18 protein-coding genes are annotated in these 19,248 nt (G+C 38.7%); 7 read left to right on the top strand and 11 right to left on the bottom strand.

Annotated features, from left to right (window positions below; all coding sequences use genetic code 11):
- Positions 1-2: 2 nt before the first annotated feature.
- Both RCG21_RS05130 and RCG21_RS05125 read right to left on the bottom strand, forming a co-directional pair.
- Positions 3-1,349, bottom strand: coding sequence for an APC family permease (locus RCG21_RS05130; RefSeq protein WP_308912928.1), 1,347 nt, complete (start codon positions 1,347-1,349; stop codon positions 3-5).
- 198 nt (positions 1,350-1,547) lie between these two features.
- Positions 1,548-2,405 (bottom strand): MerR family transcriptional regulator, encoded by an 858-nt coding sequence (locus RCG21_RS05125; RefSeq protein ID WP_133336649.1) that lies wholly within the window; start codon positions 2,403-2,405, stop codon positions 1,548-1,550.
- Between the two features lie 219 nt (positions 2,406-2,624).
- Between RCG21_RS05125 and RCG21_RS05120 the strand changes: the two genes are divergently transcribed.
- The gene (locus tag RCG21_RS05120) at positions 2,625-3,401 is read left to right on the top strand and encodes a DeoR/GlpR family DNA-binding transcription regulator (protein ID WP_133336651.1); all 777 of its coding nucleotides are present in this window, start codon (positions 2,625-2,627) and stop codon (positions 3,399-3,401) included.
- Entirely contained in the window at positions 3,394-4,272 is an 879-nt protein-coding gene (locus tag RCG21_RS05115) for a Cof-type HAD-IIB family hydrolase (RefSeq protein ID WP_372512576.1), read from the top strand. Before RCG21_RS05120 ends, RCG21_RS05115 begins: the two co-directional genes overlap by 8 nt.
- Positions 4,273-4,597: 325 nt before the next feature.
- On the opposite strand, the gene nagZ is transcribed toward RCG21_RS05115, so the two are convergent.
- From nagZ to RCG21_RS05090, 5 genes are all read right to left on the bottom strand, one after another.
- The gene (gene nagZ, locus RCG21_RS05110; protein ID WP_308912926.1) at positions 4,598-6,427 is read right to left on the bottom strand and encodes a beta-N-acetylhexosaminidase; all 1,830 of its coding nucleotides are present in this window, start codon (positions 6,425-6,427) and stop codon (positions 4,598-4,600) included.
- A gap of 217 nt (positions 6,428-6,644) precedes the next feature.
- Positions 6,645-7,652: a FecCD family ABC transporter permease gene (locus RCG21_RS05105; RefSeq protein WP_308912925.1), complete on the bottom strand. Its 1,008-nt coding sequence runs from the start codon at positions 7,650-7,652 to the stop codon at positions 6,645-6,647.
- On the bottom strand, positions 7,649-8,644 hold the full coding sequence (locus RCG21_RS05100) for a FecCD family ABC transporter permease (RefSeq protein WP_308912924.1): 996 nt from the start codon (positions 8,642-8,644) through the stop codon (positions 7,649-7,651). The genes RCG21_RS05105 and RCG21_RS05100 overlap by 4 nt, the downstream gene beginning before the upstream one ends.
- A gap of 214 nt (positions 8,645-8,858) precedes the next feature.
- The gene (locus RCG21_RS05095; protein ID WP_308912923.1) at positions 8,859-9,773 is read right to left on the bottom strand and encodes an iron-hydroxamate ABC transporter substrate-binding protein; all 915 of its coding nucleotides are present in this window, start codon (positions 9,771-9,773) and stop codon (positions 8,859-8,861) included.
- Positions 9,724-10,569 (bottom strand): ABC transporter ATP-binding protein, encoded by an 846-nt coding sequence (locus tag RCG21_RS05090; RefSeq protein WP_133336663.1) that lies wholly within the window; start codon positions 10,567-10,569, stop codon positions 9,724-9,726. The genes RCG21_RS05095 and RCG21_RS05090 overlap by 50 nt, the downstream gene beginning before the upstream one ends.
- A gap of 230 nt (positions 10,570-10,799) precedes the next feature.
- On the opposite strand from RCG21_RS05090, the gene RCG21_RS05085 reads away from it, so the two are divergent.
- Positions 10,800-11,849 (top strand): NAD(P)/FAD-dependent oxidoreductase, encoded by a 1,050-nt coding sequence (locus tag RCG21_RS05085; RefSeq protein ID WP_308912922.1) that lies wholly within the window; start codon positions 10,800-10,802, stop codon positions 11,847-11,849.
- 423 nt (positions 11,850-12,272) lie between these two features.
- Positions 12,273-13,472, top strand: a complete 1,200-nt coding sequence (locus RCG21_RS05080) for a CynX/NimT family MFS transporter (RefSeq protein WP_133336677.1) — start codon at positions 12,273-12,275, stop codon at positions 13,470-13,472.
- Positions 13,473-13,811: 339 nt separating this feature from the next.
- Here the strand turns inward: RCG21_RS05080 and RCG21_RS05075 are convergent, their stop codons facing one another.
- Complete coding sequence (locus tag RCG21_RS05075; RefSeq protein WP_026573696.1) at positions 13,812-14,132, bottom strand: YbjQ family protein; 321 nt, start codon at positions 14,130-14,132, stop codon at positions 13,812-13,814.
- Between the two features lie 323 nt (positions 14,133-14,455).
- Positions 14,456-14,923, bottom strand: a complete 468-nt coding sequence (locus RCG21_RS05070) for a GNAT family N-acetyltransferase (RefSeq protein ID WP_133336681.1) — start codon at positions 14,921-14,923, stop codon at positions 14,456-14,458.
- Between the two features lie 457 nt (positions 14,924-15,380).
- On the opposite strand from RCG21_RS05070, the gene RCG21_RS05065 reads away from it, so the two are divergent.
- On the top strand, positions 15,381-15,779 hold the full coding sequence (locus RCG21_RS05065) for a (deoxy)nucleoside triphosphate pyrophosphohydrolase (RefSeq protein ID WP_308912921.1): 399 nt from the start codon (positions 15,381-15,383) through the stop codon (positions 15,777-15,779).
- Positions 15,780-15,913: 134 nt separating this feature from the next.
- On the opposite strand, the gene RCG21_RS05060 is transcribed toward RCG21_RS05065, so the two are convergent.
- Both RCG21_RS05060 and RCG21_RS05055 read right to left on the bottom strand, forming a co-directional pair.
- Positions 15,914-16,096 carry a DUF1272 domain-containing protein gene (locus tag RCG21_RS05060; protein ID WP_133336685.1) on the bottom strand — a complete coding sequence of 61 codons (183 nt, stop codon included), beginning with the start codon at positions 16,094-16,096 and terminating at the stop codon, positions 15,914-15,916.
- Between the two features lie 12 nt (positions 16,097-16,108).
- Positions 16,109-17,068 carry a threonine ammonia-lyase gene (locus RCG21_RS05055; protein ID WP_308912920.1) on the bottom strand — a complete coding sequence of 320 codons (960 nt, stop codon included), beginning with the start codon at positions 17,066-17,068 and terminating at the stop codon, positions 16,109-16,111.
- A 169-nt stretch (positions 17,069-17,237) separates the two neighbouring features.
- On the opposite strand from RCG21_RS05055, the gene RCG21_RS05050 reads away from it, so the two are divergent.
- Positions 17,238-18,104 carry a LysR family transcriptional regulator gene (locus RCG21_RS05050; protein WP_308912919.1) on the top strand — a complete coding sequence of 289 codons (867 nt, stop codon included), beginning with the start codon at positions 17,238-17,240 and terminating at the stop codon, positions 18,102-18,104.
- 73 nt (positions 18,105-18,177) lie between these two features.
- The gene (locus RCG21_RS05045) at positions 18,178-18,624 is read left to right on the top strand and encodes a VOC family protein (RefSeq protein WP_133336691.1); all 447 of its coding nucleotides are present in this window, start codon (positions 18,178-18,180) and stop codon (positions 18,622-18,624) included.
- The last annotated feature ends 624 nt before the right edge of the window (positions 18,625-19,248 follow it).

Below are 19,248 nucleotides of genomic sequence, written 5' to 3'. Positions count from 1 at the left end.
CTTTAATGAGCTTCTTCTAAGCCAAGCTCAGGAGGCAGCTGCCTAAACATTTTTGTTAAGTTTAATAGATAGATAAATCCGATGAGAAGCCATGTTCCACCTAATAATAGGGAATGTTTGTCCAGCTTGGTAATCAACAGTCCAATAAGCGCCGTCCCAATAAGCGGGATTATCAAATATTGAATCGTTCCTTTAAAAGACCTCTGTTTTTTTCGGATAAAATAGTGTGCGATAACCGAAAGATTCACAAAGAAAAAGGCGAACAGCGCTCCAAAGTTAATAAGCGAAATGGCAGTGGTTAAATTTAGGAATAGTGCACTTAACGCAACAACACCAATGAGTAAAATATTGAATACCGGTGTGCGGTATTTTGGAGATAGATAGCCAAAGATTTTTTTCGGCAATACATCCTCCCTTCCCATTGCATACAGAATACGAGAGGCGCTCGTACCGGAAGCAACGGCTGAAGCAAAGGCGGCTGTTAGGCCGATTGCATTAAAGACACTCGTAAAAATATTCCCGCCAACATACATCGCAATGTCAATATAGGCGGATTCAGGATTTTTAAAAGACTGAAACGCTGGATAAATGAGTTGTAAAACATACGTACCCGAGATAAACATGAACCCACCAATAAGCGTGATGATATAGATCGCTCTCGGCAATGTTTTCCTGGGTTCCTTAGTCTCTTCTGACAACGTAGTAACGGCATCAAAGCCTAAAAAAGAAAAACATAAAATAGGAATAATAGATAGTAGCGTTGGTACTTTAATGTGAGAATCATAGAAGGGAACGGTTGAAAATAATGTCCCTGCTCCTCTTCCTGCAAAAATTCCTTTAATCGACAAAATCAGAAACAGTACAAACGAAAAAACTTGTAAGAGAAGTAAGATGGTATTAAAATTCGCTGCTAATTTTATACCTAGGATGTTGACAATCGTAATAATCACAATAAATGAAATGATCCAAACAGACATTGGAACGGATGGGAACATTGCATGTAGTGCGATTGCATTGAGAAGGGAACTGATCATCGGGCTAAACACATAATCGAGTATGATTGTCCAACCAACGAGAAACCCTAAATGAGGGCTTATCGATTTTTGTGCAAACGTATAAGCTGCCCCTGCATTTGGGAACGCTTTCACCAATTCCGCATAGCTATAAGCTGTAAATAACATGACAATTAGAGCAATCGCATAAGCGGTGGGGAGCATCCCATTTGTACTTGTAACAGCTACCCCATATGTTGAAAACATAGTCGTTGGAGCCATAAAGGTTAAACCAAAGAACACAACATATTTTAATGATAAAGAACGCTTTAGAGTTGGCGTGCTTGTTTGATTCATAGATCAATCCTCCTTATTTGCGTATTAATTGCCCTTATTCCCTATTGAAAATGACCTTTTCGCCTATAACATAGAAATCATCCCTCATTTCAGAATAATATGAAAATATCATAAAGTCTTGTCCAACTCCAGAGTCAACTATTCCTAAAAAAAAAACAGCCTCGAATTGAAAAAATCATTTCGAAGGCTGTTTTCAATTTATCCTTTTTGAATAGGAATTTGGATTTCATAATAGGCTTCATCATATTGATCCGTCAAAGAGATATCAACCTGCATAATTGCAACAGCATCACCATTTGGAATGTAACCATGAATTTCGCAATGATGGAGCAGCTTTTTAAGCAAGTACAGCAAGTTCTCCCGATCAACTCCCCCATAGTAGGAGCATATATAGAGACCCTTTTCTAGTTTTTGAGTTGACTGTTCCGGTCCATCATCTTGAACAAGAATAAATAATTGGCATTGAAAAGCACTTAATTTACTGGAAGAATCAGATGTTTGGCGGATTTCATCAAAATATTCTTTTTTGATAAATTCTCCAAATTTATTGCTGGCCAATACCGGTATGTCCCCACCAATCATATTTTCAAGCTCCAACAGTCCAAAATATATATTTTCTTGATCCTCCCAACCTACTGGTCTGTCGAGCTGAATGTATTCTCGTTCTTCAAAATGTTTAATGACAATATCAGAATCCTGATAACTTTTTGTGAAACGTTCGATATTATTTAACCGGGTCTTCAATATTTTATGAATTTTTTGCAGCTCATTAATTTTTTCCTGAATATTGTCTAGTGATTGTTGAAGTAAATGAACCGATTTTTTGACGTTACGATTTGTTAGAAATTGCTTAATTTCCTCTAAAGAAAAACCAATTTTTCTTAATTCCTTGATGGTTCCAAGAATCTCATACTGATAAATCGAATAATACCGATAGCCAGTTTTAGGATCCGTGTAAATCGGCTTTAGCAATCCAATTTTATCGTAATGACGCAATGTATCCACTGTTACATTTCGAAGTTTTGCCATTTCTCCAATACTTAGCTTATTTTGCATGACCCTTTCTCCTTAAACGCAACTAACGGTAGTTAATAAATAGATTACAAGCTTATTATACTATTTAAAAAATTTAGTATACAATCTAAGATTTGACCAAACAGAGATAAAATTTTTTGGGGGGTCGGGTATATTGCTTAAAATCAATTATTTACACTTACAAACATGCAAATAATGGTGTATAATTACTTAAAACCACTTAAAAGGGAGGCTCAAATCTTGTACCAAGAGGAAAGATTATTATCAATCATGGATTTTCTAAAAGAGAATAACAGGATTTCGGTCGATCAAATTTGTTCACTGTTCGATGTCTCTAGAGATACAGCAAGAAGGGATCTTGTCAGGCTTGAGGAAGAAAAAGCGATTGTGCGTACTCGTGGCGGAGCGATCCTTCCATCCGTCCATGATGAGGTGAAAAACTATACAAAACGACTTAAAACTGTATCAGAAGAAAAAAAGAAAATCGGTAAAATGGCTGCCTCATTAATTTATCCTAACGACAGAGTAATCTTAGATGCCTCTACAACCGTCCAAGCTTGTGCAGAACAGATTGAAAGCATAGATTGTACCATTATCACCAACTCAATCAACCAGGCAGAAGTATTATCATCCAAGCCTCAAATAAATATTCAGCTTTTAGGGGGCACTCTGCAAAAAGAGCATCGATTTCTTTATGGCTCATCTGTAGTAGAAAAACTCTCTGAATACCATGTTGATAAGGTTTATATCGGAGTTGTTGGTATCTCGGAAAACGGATTAACGATCGCCCATGAGGAGGACGGTGTCGTAAAAAGAAAAATGATTCAGCAAGCAAAACAGGTCATTGTGCTAGCAGACCATACGAAGCTAGGCATTACAGATTTTTTTCGATTCGCTGACTTACAAGATATTGATCTCTTGATTACCGATAAAACCCCTGCGAAAGAGTTTAGGGAATTATTAAGTAAAAACAATGTAGAAATCTTAACAGCGGATTTTGAAGAAGGAGATGTTTAAAGTGGTAAAACTAATTGCCGTGGATTTGGATGGCACATTACTAAATGAAGAAAACCGTATAAGCCAAAGGAATCTGGAAGCAATTAAATTTGCCCAATCCAATGGTGTTGAAGTAGTCATCGCCACTGGTCGTGCCCATTTTGATGTTCAAGAGATTTTTAAAGATACTGGGTTGAAAACTTGGATCATTGCTGCAAATGGGGCAACCATTCATCAACCGAATGGAGAATTGGTCCACTCCAAAGCAATCAATCTTGAGGATGCCATTACTATTTTGAGCTGGCTGGAGAATGAGAACTTCTATTATGAGGTATTCACTAATCATTCAATTTTTACCCCGCAGAATGGACGGGAACTTTTAGCCATTGAAATGGATCGCGTGTCAAGTGCGAATCCAGATATAAGTATTGAACAGCTGAAATATGCTGCTGAAAAGCAATATAGTCAAACAGGCTTTTCCTATATTAAGTCATATTCAGATCTAGTAGGCAAAGAAATCGAATTGTATAACATCCTTGCATTTTCCTTTCATGAAGAGAAGCTGAAAAAAGGAAGGCGTCATTTTGAGCATTTGGAGGATGTAACAATTGTGAGCTCTGCGAAACATAATTTTGAATTCGAACATAAGAATGCATCTAAAGGCAATGCTTTAGAAATTCTTGCAAACAAGATAGGCATCCCCTTAACTGATACTGCTGCTGTCGGGGATAGTTTTAACGATTTATCCATGCAGCAGGTCGTTGGAAAAAGCTTTGCAATGGGGAATGCCCATGAAGCAATAAAGGATATATGTGATGAGGTTACCCTATCAAATGACAAAGATGGGGTTGCGCATTTGATCTATTCATTGATCCCAGTCACCGCAGATTAATTCTACAAGTTACTTAGACTCTCATTGGCGTAACGCATTTGCGGCGTGACAATGATGGTTTGAGCATATATTTTTGAATGCCCCGAAAAGGGTTAGCCGTTTTTGGGGGCTCGAAACTGAAAAAACAATGCAATTCGCAGCTGAATTGCATTGTTTTTTTGAGGTGTAAATTTATATGAATTGTTGCTTTTTAGGCTATAATCCCATTTTCAAACAAATATCGAGTATTTACAAATAATCAGGCTTATATGCATACATTACTTTAAGCCTGATTCAAGAAAAGTTACGACTTTTGCACCTTCTTCAGGTGTGCCATACCGTTCCTTTATTTCGTATACTCATCCAACAGCTTGCTAATTGACTGATTAATCTCCCCAATATTCACGTTTCCCACTTGCGAATTATTCAATTCATATTTTATTTTTAATTGAATGATGCGACTGACGCTGTCATTGATTCTTTGTTCGGAAATTTCCCCTTTTTGAACAGCAGTCTTTAAGGAAGAAATGGTTTCGACTATTTTGTTATAATCGTGGGCTACTAAAATAATGTCGCTGCCAGCCATGACTGATTCCACCGCCGCCCGGCCAATGGTGAAATGATTTGTAATTGCCTGCATCGTCATATCATCAGTAATGATAACGCCATTGAAATTAAGCTGTTTTCTTAGAATTTCAGTCATAATCTTTTTAGACATGGAGGCCGGAAAATGGTCATCCAGCTTTGGGAGCAAGATATGGGCTACCATTACCACATCAGCCCCGCGATTAATGGCACGTTCAAACGGGATTAATTCAAGTTTTTTAAGTTGCATTAGAGTTTTGTTGACGATGGGAAGTTCTAGATGGGAATCTATATCAGTATCTCCATGTCCGGGAAAATGCTTAATCGTTGGAATAATATTCTGCGACTGAATTCCTTTCATGGTTTGAATCCCAAGCTTGCTTACAACTTCCGGATTATTTCCGAATGACCTATTCCCTATTACTGGGTTGTGAGGATTACTGTTGACATCTAGAACAGGCGCAAAATCAAGATTGAAACCAAATCCTTTTAACTCTCTGCCTAAAATGGAACCAACTTTATAGGAAAGCTGAGTATTATTGATTGCTCCAATAACCTTATTTGTTGGAAAGTTATTAAGTCCCCCTGGCAGCCTAGAAACGCTACCTCCTTCTTGGTCAACACTTAACAAAAGCGGCATAGGGTTGGGAACATTATCAGACTTAATTTGGTTTAAAAGCTGAACCGTTTGTTGAGAGTTTACTAGATTATTAGCGTAAAAAATCAATCCTCCAACTTTGTATTTGGATATTAAATTTTTGGTATGGGCATCAACTGTGGTTCCATATATACCCCCGATGATCATCTGCCCAATTTTCTCATCCAAGCTCATACCAGATATGATTTCTGTGACACTATTTTGATGTGAAGACGGATTTGGATCATCCGCTTGATTTGGATTATCAGTCTGTCCTGGATGATCAGATGGTTTCGGATCATCAGATTGACTTGGTTTACCCGATTGTTTTTTTATTTGGGTATAAACAGAAATATGATCCACTTCTGGATTCGGCTCCTGATCTGTTGGTTTTGGTAAAATCCACTTTAAATCGTACACAGAGGTAACATGATAAACTAAAATAATTTGGTCATGGGTACTATCTTTATAATACCGAACCTCATCTGGTTCACCGCCCGCCTTCTTGATCTCATTTAATAGAATATTTTTTAATTCCGAATCATAAGACCTGATATCATTAACAATTTCATCATGGTAACCAAATACTACATGGTGATTTCTATACTCTTCGTAGATACCACTTGCAGTTTCAGTTCTTTGGTTAGGTTCTCCCCATTTATTATTGACTTCCTTCATTTCAGTCTTACCGGAAATGAATGGGGTATGTGCTATTTTTCCTTCCTTAGACAATGAAAAGATTTCTTTTACTAGTGCATTAGCACTTGAGGTTTTGTCATGACCGGATGTGGAGGAGTTCTGACTAGGTGGAGGTGATGTTATCGTTGGATTTTTGACTGTCTGCTTCGCACTTCTATCTCCTCCGAATGTAAAAATGACAACAGCTAGAATAAGAGCTAGAGAAAGAACCGACAAAATCAGCGGTTTCCACAGGGAATTTCTTGGTTTCGTCATAAAATATTCCTCTCTTCCTTACTATAGACAAGAGAAAAAGTATTTCTTATACTTAAATTCAACTGCTGAACCTTGCTCCATCTTGCCCGGATTGTTGACTATCTTCCCATTTATATGCACCTATTTTAGAATCATGTTTACCATGGAGTAAACTGCTCCACTTCCCCCTAATCATTTTTCCCTTCATAGATCCCGCATCTTAAATTTTAGATTGGTTTTATTTTTTCAATAACAAATACATAAAGTAAGGCGCACCAATTAAAGCAACCATGATCCCGGCCGGTATTCCATCGGGGTCAATGATATTTCGTCCGATCGAATCGGCCAGCAATAAGAGCCAGCCGCCTAACAGAATAGCAATCGGGATAAATAATTGGTTTCTCGGTCCGACTAAAGCCTTGGCAATATGCGGCGCCATCAGTCCAATAAAAGCAATTCCTCCGGTAACTGATACAGCTGCAGCGGCTAAAGCAACAGCAATGCTTAGAAAAACAATCCGCTCCTTTTCAAGCGCGATCCCCACCCCAATCGCAACTGGCTCACTAAGACCCAGGATATTCAAGCGATTGGCTTTATACAAGGTTAAGGGAATGAGAATCACAAGCCAAGGCAGGATTGCCCAGATAAACGGCCAATCGGTCCCCCAAATATTGCCCGCCAACCACCTTGCAATAAAATCAACCTTTGTCCGCTCCGCAGATGAAATCAGAATGATCATCAAACCTGAAAGAGCCATAGAAAAGCCGACACCGACAAGCACTAACCGGACCGGCTGCAGACCTGTACCCCGTTTATATGAAAAGACATAGATCAAAGCTGCAGTCAGAAAAGCTCCAATAAATGCAACTAGCGGAAGAACATACACAAATGAACCAACATCAATTGGAAAAAACAGAAAGAATACAGCAATCGCAACTCCAGCGCCCTGGTTAATCCCGATGATTCCCGGTTCTGCTAAATCATTGCGGGTAATTCCCTGCAAAATTGAACCAGATAAAGCGAGCGCCATTCCGGCTAATAGCGTAATCAAAATCCTCGGCAAGCGAATCGAGAATAAAACAAATTCCTCTTTAAAGGTCCCCTGCCCAATGATTGTAGGAATCAAGCGATCATAGGATACCGAAGAATAGCCAATCCCGATCGAAATAGCAATCGTCAGCAAAATCAGTACAAATAATCCCACCAGCATAATTCGCTGCTTTTTAAGTAATAACGGATGAATCATGAGAATTTGTTCCCTCCTTTATGCACAATCATGAGAAAGAAGGGTAAACCGATGAGTGCTACAATCGCGGCAACCGGTGTTTCATAAGGAGCATTAATCATTCGCCCCAGTGTATCGGCAAAAAGCATAAATGTCGCCCCTAAAATAGCCGAAAACGGGATAATTAATCGATAATCTGTTCCAACAATTGGACGAACGATATGCGGAACCATTAATCCAATAAAGGCCATATTGCCAACAAGGGCAACGGATGCACCGGCGAGTAAAATAATGACAAGAAACAGAACGAATTTAATATTGACCGTTTTTTGCCCTAATCCCACAGCGACTTCCTCATTTAAGCTAAGAATCGTCAGCTGCCTGGAGAGAAAAAGCGAAAGTAAGACTCCCACGACAATAAAAGGAACAATAACCCGAAGCTGATGCCAGGTGGTCCCAATCATTCCACCTGCTGTCCACATTGATACATCCTTTGAAATTTTAAAGTAAATTCCAACTCCTTCTGAAATCGCGTAAAGAAAAGCTGATACAGCCGTACCCGCCAGAACAATCCGAAGTGGTGAAAAACCGCCTTTCATGACCCCGATTCCAAATACCAGAATCGAACCAATTGCGGCACCAATAAAACAGGCGACCATGATTCCAAAATAATTGGTGGACGGAATGAGGGCAATGGTGATCGCCAGCGCTGCATTTGCCCCCGCTGTTAACCCCAGCATACCTGGGTCTGCAAGCGGATTTCTTGTTAATCCTTGCATAATCGCACCTGAAACGGATAACGCCATTCCCACAAAGATGGCGGCGACTTCGCGCGGCAGGCGAATCTCTCGAATGAGGGAAATCTCTTGACTCTTCACGGTCGCTGTTAGCGCAAACCACACATCTTTGACCGTGGTATCTGCCGCTCCCAACACAATGGAAACAATAAACATCGCGAAAAATACCAACAAGAATAAGCTTAACTTGTATATAAAGGGAATCGATTTTGTCATCACAATCTCTCATCTTTCGGAAAGAGGAATTCAATAAAACTGAATTCCTCCTTTTAAAATTGTAGTTTTTGACTCTTAAAATGGATTCAGTCAAACGTTATCAAGTGAAACCCATCATGATTTATCTGCGATTCTGAGTCATTTATCTGCGAAAAAGGAACTTTTATCTGCGTACTGAAATGTTTTATCTGCGAACCAAAGAAAATAGAAAAAATTAGTTTCCTAGAAAGTCCTTTTTAAACGTTTCTAGCTGATAATCTAATGTTAACGGGTCATTGAAATAGAATTCTTTTGCATTTACTTCAAAAACATGTTTGTTTTTAACAGCTGGGATTTCTTTGTACGTATCGGTTTCTTGAAACGAGTTATCCGTATCTGAATTCTTACTTAAGATGAGATAATCCCCGGCATACTCAGGAAGGGCTTCCTGTGATAAGGCATAGTATCCATCTTTTTCTACCATCTTTTTCACTTTTTCCGGCATGTTTAACTTCATAGCTTGATATAAAATTTCTGTTCCGCGTCCCCAGTGGTCGCCGTAAACATAGAGCTGCTTATCAAAGTTCTCTACAACCGAAACGGTCGCGTTTGGTCCAATTTTAGCTCGAATTTCTTCACCGGCTTTTTCTGCCCGCTGCTTGAAATCGTCCACCCAAGCCTGTGCTTCTTTTTGTTTATTTAATAGTTTTCCAATTTCAACGTGTTGCGTTAGATAATCTACTTTTCCGTACGTAAAAGTAACGGTAGGTGCAATTTTTTTCAATTTATCTACGTTTTTTATCGTAGACAACCCAATAATTAAATCTGGGTGTAATTCAATAATTTTTTCCAAGTTTTCATCCGATACTTCTTCGACATTTTTCAGCTTACTGTCAAAACGCGGGTTCATTTTTGACCAGGAATCCACTCCGACAAGCGGAACACCTAACGCCATGACATTCCCAGCAAATGAGGAAAGGACGACAACGCGTTTCGGATGTGCAGGAACCTTAACGGGTCCATTTTCTGATTGGTATGTAATCGTGTCTTTCTTTTTTGAATCCGAGTTAGTTGTTGTTTTAGTAGAGTTACTGCAAGCACTAATAATTAACACTAAGATTAAAATAAAGGGAATCATCAGCTTTTTCATGTTTCCTATCTCCTTTTAGTAAATTGTACGTGATGCACATGGGTTTATTGGTTCTTGGATCCTTCCCAATTTCAGCATCAATGTTGAATACCTTTCTTAACACGAGAGGAGTAAGAACCTCTTCACTCTGCCCCGCTTTCATGACTTGCCCGTCTTTTAACGCTATCAAATAATCTGCAAAACGAGCCGCTTGGTTTAAATCATGCAGCACCATGACAATCGTTCGTTCCTGTTCGCGATTAAGTCTTTGCAAGAGTTCTAGAACCTCTAACTGGTGAGCCATATCGAGATAGGTTGTTGGTTCATCGAGGAAGATGATTTCCGTTTCTTGGGCAAGAGCCATCGCAATCCAAACCCGCTGCCGCTGGCCGCCTGATAATGCATCGACAGGCCGATACTTAAAGCATGCAGTTCCAGTCACCTCAAGGGCCCAGTTAATGACTTCCATATCCTTTTTGGTCAAACGGCTAAAACCTTTTTGATAAGGAAAACGTCCATAGGAAACGAGTTCTCCTACCGATAATCCGCTGGCACTTTCAGGTGTTTGCGGCAGTATCGCCATTTTTTTAGCGAGAATTTTCGTGTTCTCCTGTGAGATATTTTTTCCGTCAAGGATTACGGTTCCAGATTGAAAAGGAATAATCCGGGATATCGCTTTTAAGAGAGTTGACTTTCCGCAGCCGTTGGAACCGATGATGGTCGTGATTTTTCTATCAGGAATTTGAACACTAAGATCTTTTACTATGACACGGTCACCGTACCCTATCGTGATTTCATTGGTATAAAGGCGAACCATTTTTTTGTAACCCCCTTTAGAAAAACGCAATTGATAATGATTATCATTTTCACAACTCCACTTTAATGGCAATTATATCCTCTGTCAATCATTTTTTTAAAATTGCTAAATTTATAGATACCTCTTTCGTGTCCGCCCTGAAAAGTTCTCTATTGCCAATTGAGTAAAAATTGTGTATGTTTAATTGAGAATGATAATCAATAACAATTATTTGCTGGGAGTGTGAGGAAATGAATCAGCAAGAATTATTTGATGTAACCGTGATTGGCGGCGGACCGGCAGGACTCTACTCTGCCTTTTACAGTGGATTACGCGAAATGAAAACAAAGATCATCGAATTTCAACCGCAGTTAGGCGGTAAATTACATATCTATCCAGAAAAGATTGTTTGGGATGTGGGCGGCTTAACACCTGTCCCCGGAGAAACCTTACGGAAGCAGCTTGTCCAGCAGGGATTAACGTTTAACCCGGAAGTCGTTTTAAATGAAAAAGTGGAGTCAATCTGCCGGGATGAAGCGGGGATTTTCGTTTTAAAAACGGCATCAGGGAAAATGCATTTTTCAAAAACGGTCATCGTGGCAGTTGGCAGCGGGATCTTAAAACCGCAAAAACTGGAAATTGAAGGTGCAGAAAGATTCGAAGTTTCGAATTTGAATTATACCGTGAAGTCGTTAAACCATTTTAAAAATAAAACAGTTATCATATCCGGCGGCGGCAATACGGCGATTGATTGGGCCAATGAGTTGGTGCCAGTTGCCAAACAAGTTTATCTAACCTATCGGAAGGACAAATTATCAGGACATGAGGCGCAGGTTTCCCAGTTATTGAACAGTTCTGCCCATTGTTTCTTAAATACCTCGATTACGAAATTAGTTGCTTCCCACGAGCATGATGTGATTAAGAAGGTGTGCTTGACCCATCAAGAAACGGGTGAAAGCTTTTCTCTGGAGATCGATGAGGTAATCATCAATCATGGCTATGAACAAGATGCGGCCTTATTGGATCATAGTGAATTGTCTATTGAACGGGCTGAGCAATCTTATATTGCTGGCAATGCGACATGTGAGTCTTCTGTTGAGGGAATTTATGCGGCTGGAGATATTCTCATGTACGAAGGGAAAGTGAATTTAATTGCGGGTGCTTTCCAAGATGCGGCCAATGCAGTCAATAAAGCAAAGCAACTTATTCAGCCGCACGCACCTAAAGTGGCGATGGTCTCTTCGCATAATGAAGTCTTTCAGAAACGGAATCGGGAATTCATTAAGCAAATGATGAAGTAAATTTCAGTAGATTTCGCCAATATACCTTCCTCTACTTCATGTTTTTTTAAAGAAGGGTTAACAGGTTTATAACATCTATGACATATTCTATTAATATTATTTCTTTATAGTATAGGTAGTGGGGGTAGCATGAGTGGCTACCATGGTATTTGGCGTAGGAGGAGCCGATACAAGTGAGCGGGTCAATATATTGGATTTAAAAGCTAAATTAAAAACCGACAAAATTTAATATGAAGAGGAAGAGAAATTATTGGGGACATTTATCAAGATACTCGCTTGATTTTGTCCCCAATCTAGTTTATTGAAGGCAGTTTTTACGTTTACTCTCCTGACTTTGGCCTCTATCATACCTGACACTGACCGCATTTCCCCTTTCATTATGATATACTTTAGAAAGTGTATTTTCCTGAAAGGAGTAAATAAATGGAATTAACAAATTCTAATACTCAGACGAAATCGTCTTATCTTTTTTTCCTCGTTACCGGGATTATCCTTGTCGCCTTTAATTTGCGACCGGCGATTACCTCTGTTGGGCCATTAATTGGAATGATTCAGAAAGATGTCGGACTTGCCCATTGGAGCGCAGGCCTGTTAATGAGTTTACCGTTAATCGTTTTTGCCGTCATGTCACCAATTGTTCCAAAACTAGCCAATCGATTTTCAAACGAAAAGACTCTGCTCATTGGCTTGGTTTCACTTTTGATTGGGATTAGTATACGGGTGATCCCCATGACATTTTTTCTCTTTGTCGGAACCCTATTGGCCGGGATGGGAATAGCGATTGGAAATGTGCTTTTGCCAGCTGTTGCAAAGGACAAGTTCCCACAAAAATTCGGGTTGATGACAAGTGTTTACTCTACCTCGATGGGATTTGTTGCATCCTTAGCATCCGGAGTAAGTGTCCCATTAGCAACGGGATTAAACCTTGGCTGGCAGGGAGCCTTAATTGTTTGGGGGATTCCAGCTATTGTAGCCATCTTGGTTTGGAGCTTTCTTGTCAAATTTAATCAAGGAAGCCAGAATGCAGTCAGAAAAGTAACTCCCAGTTCAAATCAAATCTGGCGTTCAAAACTTGCCTGGCAAATCGCCATTTTTATGGGGTTTCAATCCTTCTTATTTTATGTAACAATTTCTTGGCTGCCTGAAATCCTGCACAGTCACGGCATTAGTGTTGAAACAGCAGGTTGGCTCCTTTCCTTTACCCAACTCGTGGGATTACCGGCCAGTTTCTTCGTCCCTGTTATGGCAGGACGGTTTCGTTCACAAGTTGGTATTTCCTTCGGATTAAGTTTGAGTGCTTTAGTCGGCTTTACAGGATTACTCTTTGGCTCATCCTATCCGGTTTTAATTATCAGTATTATTTTAATCGGAATTGCCTTGGGTGGGAGCTTTCCATTAGCCCTTAGCTATATCGGCCTTCGTGCCCGAAGTGCTGCCCAAGCTGCCGATTTATCGGGAATGGCCCAATCAACTGGTTATATTCTTGCCGCAATCGGACCGTTATTTATTGGGTTTTTATATGACCAAACCCATATGTGGACCATCCCACTCATCACTCTCATTATTGTTTCTGTCATTCAGATGACATTTGGAATGCTATCCGGCCGGAATCGGTATGTGTAAGGGCGAAAACTTAGCATAAGTAATTTTTATAACCAAAATGCAAAAGGTATCTCCAATTCGTTTTTCTGGGGATACCTTTTAATAATTATAAGCTGAGATCGTCCCCTCACCCTATTCTTCCTTATAAAATCGCTCACCGGTTTCCGGATTAAAGTAAACAACTAATCTTTTATTTGTAGTTGGATCAATTGAGACCTCATTTGTCCGGACGAAGCCCTTAGGCACTTGTTGTCCATGCTTCGATTTAAAGCGGCGATCCCAAATCAATCAGGAACCAATGATTAAAATAATAAGAATGATGAGTTGGATACCGTAATAACCCAAAATCCATTTCATCGTCTATTCCTTTTCCGCAATAACAGCTGTTCCATACGCGACGATTTCACTCATATTCTGACCGATTTCACCAGAGTCGAAGCGCATCATAATAATCGCATTTGCCCCCATTGCCTGCGCATTTTTCACCATGCGGTCGATTGCTTGTTTTCTAGCATCTTCCAGCATTTCTGTATACTGATTAATTTCTCCACCCACGAGCCCTTTAAGAGAAGCCATGATATCCTTACCAAGTCCTCTCGCCCTTACGGTTAATCCAAATACTGGTCCAATCACTTCTGTAATTTTATGATTCGCAATATTCTCGGTTGTTACGATGTTCATTTGAATCCGCCCCCTTTAAAAATAGTCCTACAAGTTTATTTTACTTTGCAAAGAATAGAAAATGCCATTACTTTTACAACATTTTGGTAAATTTGTCCTAAAACAAGGAAAGCCACCCCAATATTTATAGACAAATGGTTCGTTAAAAATTGGAAATTATTCCCTTATAGTAAAATTGAGGAAAATATATTTTTGTTTGTGAATAAGGATGAAGTAGTTTTATGGATAATGAGATAAATTCATTTGATGCAATCCTTGCTTTGACAATCGGTAAGCCAGAAATGCGCTTTCACCTTCTGCCGCATCATTAAAAAATACTGATTTTATTCAGTTAAATCCTTCTCAAACATCACCATATCCAATGCCCTTATCCCATTTTCAAAAATGGGCGTGGGATACTTTTTAAAGAAATCCTTTTTAATTTCAACCATCCTAAAACCAACTTTTTGATAAAAAGCAATGTTTGCAATACTAGAATTGGCGGTTCCGACGATCATTTTCTGTAATCCCTTAGATTGGTATAGTTTATAAGCCTCCATTACGACTTGTTTACCTACTCCTCTTCCTCTATACTCTTCAACGATTGCAATATTCTTAAGCTCGACTATTTGATTGGCTAGGAAAGTAAATAATGCAACACCAATACAAATCCCATCCTGGCAAATTGTGAACATCTCACCGTCATATATGTATTCCTTCACTACCTCCTCACTCTCATCAGCTAAAAGAAGATAATCAAGATATAGAATTCTTTTTTCTTGTACAACTGGATCTAGTACACAAGTATCCATAACTTCCTCCTCAATAAATTCCTTCATTCACCAATCATAATCGGTATACTTCCCCCATCACAATCCTATATAAAGAAAAATGCTAAGAAAGGACAGGGTCAAAGTAGATTTTTATGAAAAAGCTTAATTTACTTTGTTTTTGTAACCTCACAAGGCTTTGCTTTTGTTTGCATTAACAATTTTAGAGAACGGCAGAGTATTTATCTCTGTTGTAGTCTTTGTAGTAATCTATGAAGTAATCTCTGGTATTGCTTGTATCAAACCGAACTCCTCTATTTGCTCATCCAGAGACGATGGAAAGTTCATATTGATTTTAGGATAGTTTCATTTTTTACCTTAAATGACGGAATGGTCCATCCATCTACTCAAATTGTCTTGTTGCAGTTGCTCACAGGCTTTTCACTCTTCCTATTTAAGAATGGTATTATATTAATTAAATGATTTGGGAGGGATAGTAATGAAAACACTAGTAAAGGTGGTTGCTGCCATTATTGAAAATGAGCACGGTGAATTCTTATGTGCTCTTCGGTCACCTCAAATGTCGACCCCAAATATGTGGGAATTTCCAGGTGGGAAAGTAGAAGTAAATGAAGATATTTATACCGCATTAAAAAGAGAAATTGACGAGGAATTGGATTGCAAGATTGAAACATCGAAAAAGGTTTTTAATGACACCACCCATGAATATGAAACAGTTATCATAAATTTGCTTTCGATTAAATGCAAAGTCGTGGAGGGCTCCCCTACACCAAGAGAGCACTCTAAACTAATTTGGCTAAAAAGAGAAAATCTAGATTCATTGAAATGGGCACCTGCTGATATTCCCGCAGTACTGCAGTTAATCAATGAAAAATAGTCTTCTTGTCATCGAAGACTATTTTTCACGTCAGATGCACTTTAACTAAACGTTTAATTAGTATATGCTAATTCGGGCAAAAGCTTTATTCTATGGGAATAGCTGCTTTTAATCAAATGATTGATTAGTATATCCTAATCCTTCCTAATCCTTCGCGGCCGTATAACTAATTCCCCGCCACAATTAGGGCAAACACCATTCATCTCTTTTGTACAATCATGACAGAAAGTACATTCATAACTACAGATATAAGCTTCCCCTTCCTGATGAACTGGTTGATTGCATTTTTCACATACACTCCGCATTTCTAACGCCATCACAAATCCCCCCTATTTTACTAAATTTAAAAACCTTGACCACGAAATATTCCTTCCTGTAACCACAACCGCTATCTTACGCCCCTTTATTTCTACCCCTAATTGTCTCAATGCTGCTATCCCCGCTGCACCCGAGGGTTCCACAATGTATTGATGCTTCAACATTGATTTCATCGCTTCGATGATATCTTCATCGGTTACAGTTAGAATTCGATCAATATGTTCATGGATAATCGGAAACGTTAGCGTCTCCGGTTCAATTGGCCCGCTCAATCCCTCTGCAATTGAAGGCTGCAAATCAACTGGACAGACTTCACCATTTTGATGCCAGACAGCAAATGTTGGGCTGTTCTTAGTTTGAACACCCCACACCTTAATATTGGGATTTATTGATTTAAGAGCAATACACAAACCAGCTGTAAGTCCCCCACCACCTAAACAGGTAATGACGGTGTCAACATCAGTTAAATCTTCTAAAATCTCTAAACCAATCGTCCCTCCCGCTTCAATCATGCTGCGGTTATTGTAGGCCGAAAGGAAAGTATAACCGGTTTCCTCGGCAGCTCTTAAGGCCGACACCCTCGCTTCCTCAATCGAATCAAAGTAAGTAATAACTGCCCCGTAGCTTTCCAGGGCTTTCACTTTACTCTCGTCAACATCAAACGGCAAATAGACAAACGCTGGAACGTTCAATTTATGGGCAGCATAGGCCAATCCAATGCCATGATTGCCGGCAGAAGGTGCAATCACTCCGAGTTCACATTGATTTTTTTCTAATGTTAACAGCTTATTGAAAGCTCCTCTTGCCTTGAAACTACCGGTTACCTGAAGGTCTTCCAGTTTTAAATAAATATCTGAATCATATAAGCGACTAAGCTCTCCGTTGTATTCTAGTGGCGTATGGCGGATGTAAGGCTTAATCCGACCGTGTGCCTGGATTATATGCTGTAATGTTATTAAGTCAGAATTCATAACGATCAACTCCCTTATCAACATTTTACTTGCAAACACGAGTCAGGAGATAATACCGTTAAGTTATATAGTCATAACCATTCGTTATGACTATATAACTTAACGGTTCAATAATGGATGGTTTTGTAATACACTATGACTACCAATACTTTTCAAGGATTTGATCCGAATGTTTAAACTCGCTCAACTTCATTACTTTGTTATCACCGTTGAGGCAGGTAGTATGACTCAAGCGGCTAAAACTCTCTTTATCTCGCAGCCTGCCCTTTCAAAACAATTATCCTTACTTGAAAAAGAACTAAATTGTCAGTTGTTCCAGCGAAAAACAACGGGCATCGAGCTTACGAAGGCGGGCAAATTTTTCTATGACAAAGCAGTTGTCATCCTAAGAGGTACAGAAAGTCTGGCCAAATCTATGGAGGCTTTCTCCAGTAAAAATACAATTAAAATTGGGGCGCTTCCCAGTATCGGAAGCTATTTTTTGCCAAGTGTGATAAGTAAAATTGGTTCATCCTTTAAGGTAGAGTTAACGTTAAAAGACACTACACAGGAATTAATTGACCTGTTGGATTCTGACTTTATTGATTTTGCCTATGTCCAGGACACTAGTAATCTTAAAAATAATATAAAATGTAAAGAACTATTCTGGGAGCCATATGATGCTATAGTACCTGGATTACAGGCTAGTGAATCAACAATTACTCTAGACGAATTTCTACAGCACAACTTAATTCTTCATAAACATCCTTGTGATATCCGCTTGTACTTCGAGAAATATTGCAGGGATCAAAACCTGGATTTCAATGTATTAATTGATCTTGAAGCCAATGAATCCATTATCCCTTTTGTTAGCAAAGGTATTGGCTCATCCATCTTGCCTAGAATGGTAACCAGCCAAATCCAAGACAATTCTATTAAAATCATTCAACTTGAAGAAGAGAAACTAAAGAGGCGTGTGGATTTTTTATATAAACCGATGTTGAAAAAGATTGCTTTGAAACTGTTTGCTTACTCGCTTGAATCTTCTTTCATTTAACTAAATGAATTTGTTTTTCCATCAAACGTCAGAATAATTCACCTAAAACAAAAATTATAGGAGGGATAATGACATGATAAAAGGTTTATATGAGGCACATTTACCAGTTAGTAACTTAAAACAATCTATTGAATTTTATCAAAAGTTAGGTCTAAAACTTTATAAAAAATATGATAAAGTTGCTTTCTTTTGGATTGAAGAAGGAAAAAGTTGGATTGGTTTATGGGAAGGTCCAGAATCAAAAATTCCTTATCATGTATCGTTGAGACATATAGCATTTTATGTTGATTTAGAAGATATAAAGAAAGCCAAGACTTGGTTAAAAGAACGTGGAATTGAGGTAAAGGAGGAGTTTGGGAAAGAACCAAAAGAACCAGTTGTTGTTCCTAATCAAGCTCACGCAATGATTTACTTTGATGACCCTGATGGGAACAGTTTGGAATTTATTACAAGATTACCAAAAGAGATTGAGCAAGCAGAAAAAATATATTTGAGTGAGTGGGAGAAGCTATACTTATAACTTTCTTTGATATTTGGGATTTCAGCAATTTGTTCATGGAAAATAGTCTTTAACTAAACGTTTAATTAGTATATGCTATTGCGGATAAAAGCTTTATTCTATTGGATAGCTACTTTTAACCAAACGATTGATTAGTATATACTAATTCTTTTCACCTCTTTATCTATTGATAGAGCTATATTATTCCCTCCTAGGCATTCCTAATTTTGTTTTCTCTCAGGTATTCATACACTAATCTTTCATTAAATAATGCTTCTTTTTTTAATTATCAAATCCAACCACCGGCTACCTTACACCTAATTCCATTCCAAGAGTCTAGCTAGAAATGATATCATATGTATAATACATTTATTGGCTGTGAATATGTGGTGGAATTTGTACAGGCGAAGAAATTCGGAAGAAAAGAAACCGATTGGACTCATCACTGATGATGACCTTCCCTTTTAACATGGAAAAAGTCCCTCAACCAGGCTTTGAAGGACATTTCTTGACCTTGAATCACAGAAATTGTCTTTCATCCAGGCTTTGAAAGAATTTTTTCGTCCATGAAATCTAGCAGTCCGCATTAGAAGTAACTCACTACTACAATAACAACCATATATTGGTCATCATCACTTTATAGGA

The organism is Bacillus salipaludis (assembly GCF_030938565.1).
GTDB classification, from domain to species: Bacteria; Bacillota; Bacilli; order Bacillales; family Cytobacillaceae; genus Neobacillus; species Neobacillus salipaludis_A.
The sequence above is the reverse complement of the archived record's forward strand: the minus strand, read 5'-3'. Positions and strand labels throughout refer to the sequence as shown.

What these genes read in the sequence shown, in the direction of transcription:
- RCG21_RS05075 (WP_026573696.1), bottom strand. Translation starts at nt 14,132, where the DNA reads ATGAACATCGTAACAACCGAGAATATTGCGAATCATAAAATTACAGAA.
- RCG21_RS05050 (WP_308912919.1), top strand. Translation starts at nt 17,238, where the DNA reads ATGTTTAAACTCGCTCAACTTCATTACTTTGTTATCACCGTTGAGGCA.
- RCG21_RS05060 (WP_133336685.1), bottom strand. Translation starts at nt 16,096, where the DNA reads ATGGCGTTAGAAATGCGGAGTGTATGTGAAAAATGCAATCAACCAGTT.
- nagZ (WP_308912926.1), bottom strand. Translation starts at nt 6,427, where the DNA reads ATGACGAAACCAAGAAATTCCCTGTGGAAACCGCTGATTTTGTCGGTT.
- RCG21_RS05095 (WP_308912923.1), bottom strand. Translation starts at nt 9,773, where the DNA reads ATGAAAAAGCTGATGATTCCCTTTATTTTAATCTTAGTGTTAATTATT.
- RCG21_RS05085 (WP_308912922.1), top strand. Translation starts at nt 10,800, where the DNA reads ATGAATCAGCAAGAATTATTTGATGTAACCGTGATTGGCGGCGGACCG.
- RCG21_RS05115 (WP_372512576.1), top strand. Translation starts at nt 3,394, where the DNA reads ATGTTTAAAGTGGTAAAACTAATTGCCGTGGATTTGGATGGCACATTA.
- RCG21_RS05090 (WP_133336663.1), bottom strand. Translation starts at nt 10,569, where the DNA reads ATGGTTCGCCTTTATACCAATGAAATCACGATAGGGTACGGTGACCGT.
- RCG21_RS05105 (WP_308912925.1), bottom strand. Translation starts at nt 7,652, where the DNA reads ATGATTCATCCGTTATTACTTAAAAAGCAGCGAATTATGCTGGTGGGA.
- RCG21_RS05055 (WP_308912920.1), bottom strand. Translation starts at nt 17,068, where the DNA reads ATGAATTCTGACTTAATAACATTACAGCATATAATCCAGGCACACGGT.
- RCG21_RS05045 (WP_133336691.1), top strand. Translation starts at nt 18,178, where the DNA reads ATGATAAAAGGTTTATATGAGGCACATTTACCAGTTAGTAACTTAAAA.
- RCG21_RS05080 (WP_133336677.1), top strand. Translation starts at nt 12,273, where the DNA reads ATGGAATTAACAAATTCTAATACTCAGACGAAATCGTCTTATCTTTTT.
- RCG21_RS05130 (WP_308912928.1), bottom strand. Translation starts at nt 1,349, where the DNA reads ATGAATCAAACAAGCACGCCAACTCTAAAGCGTTCTTTATCATTAAAA.
- RCG21_RS05065 (WP_308912921.1), top strand. Translation starts at nt 15,381, where the DNA reads ATGAAAACACTAGTAAAGGTGGTTGCTGCCATTATTGAAAATGAGCAC.
- RCG21_RS05070 (WP_133336681.1), bottom strand. Translation starts at nt 14,923, where the DNA reads ATGGATACTTGTGTACTAGATCCAGTTGTACAAGAAAAAAGAATTCTA.
- RCG21_RS05125 (WP_133336649.1), bottom strand. Translation starts at nt 2,405, where the DNA reads ATGCAAAATAAGCTAAGTATTGGAGAAATGGCAAAACTTCGAAATGTA.
- RCG21_RS05100 (WP_308912924.1), bottom strand. Translation starts at nt 8,644, where the DNA reads ATGACAAAATCGATTCCCTTTATATACAAGTTAAGCTTATTCTTGTTG.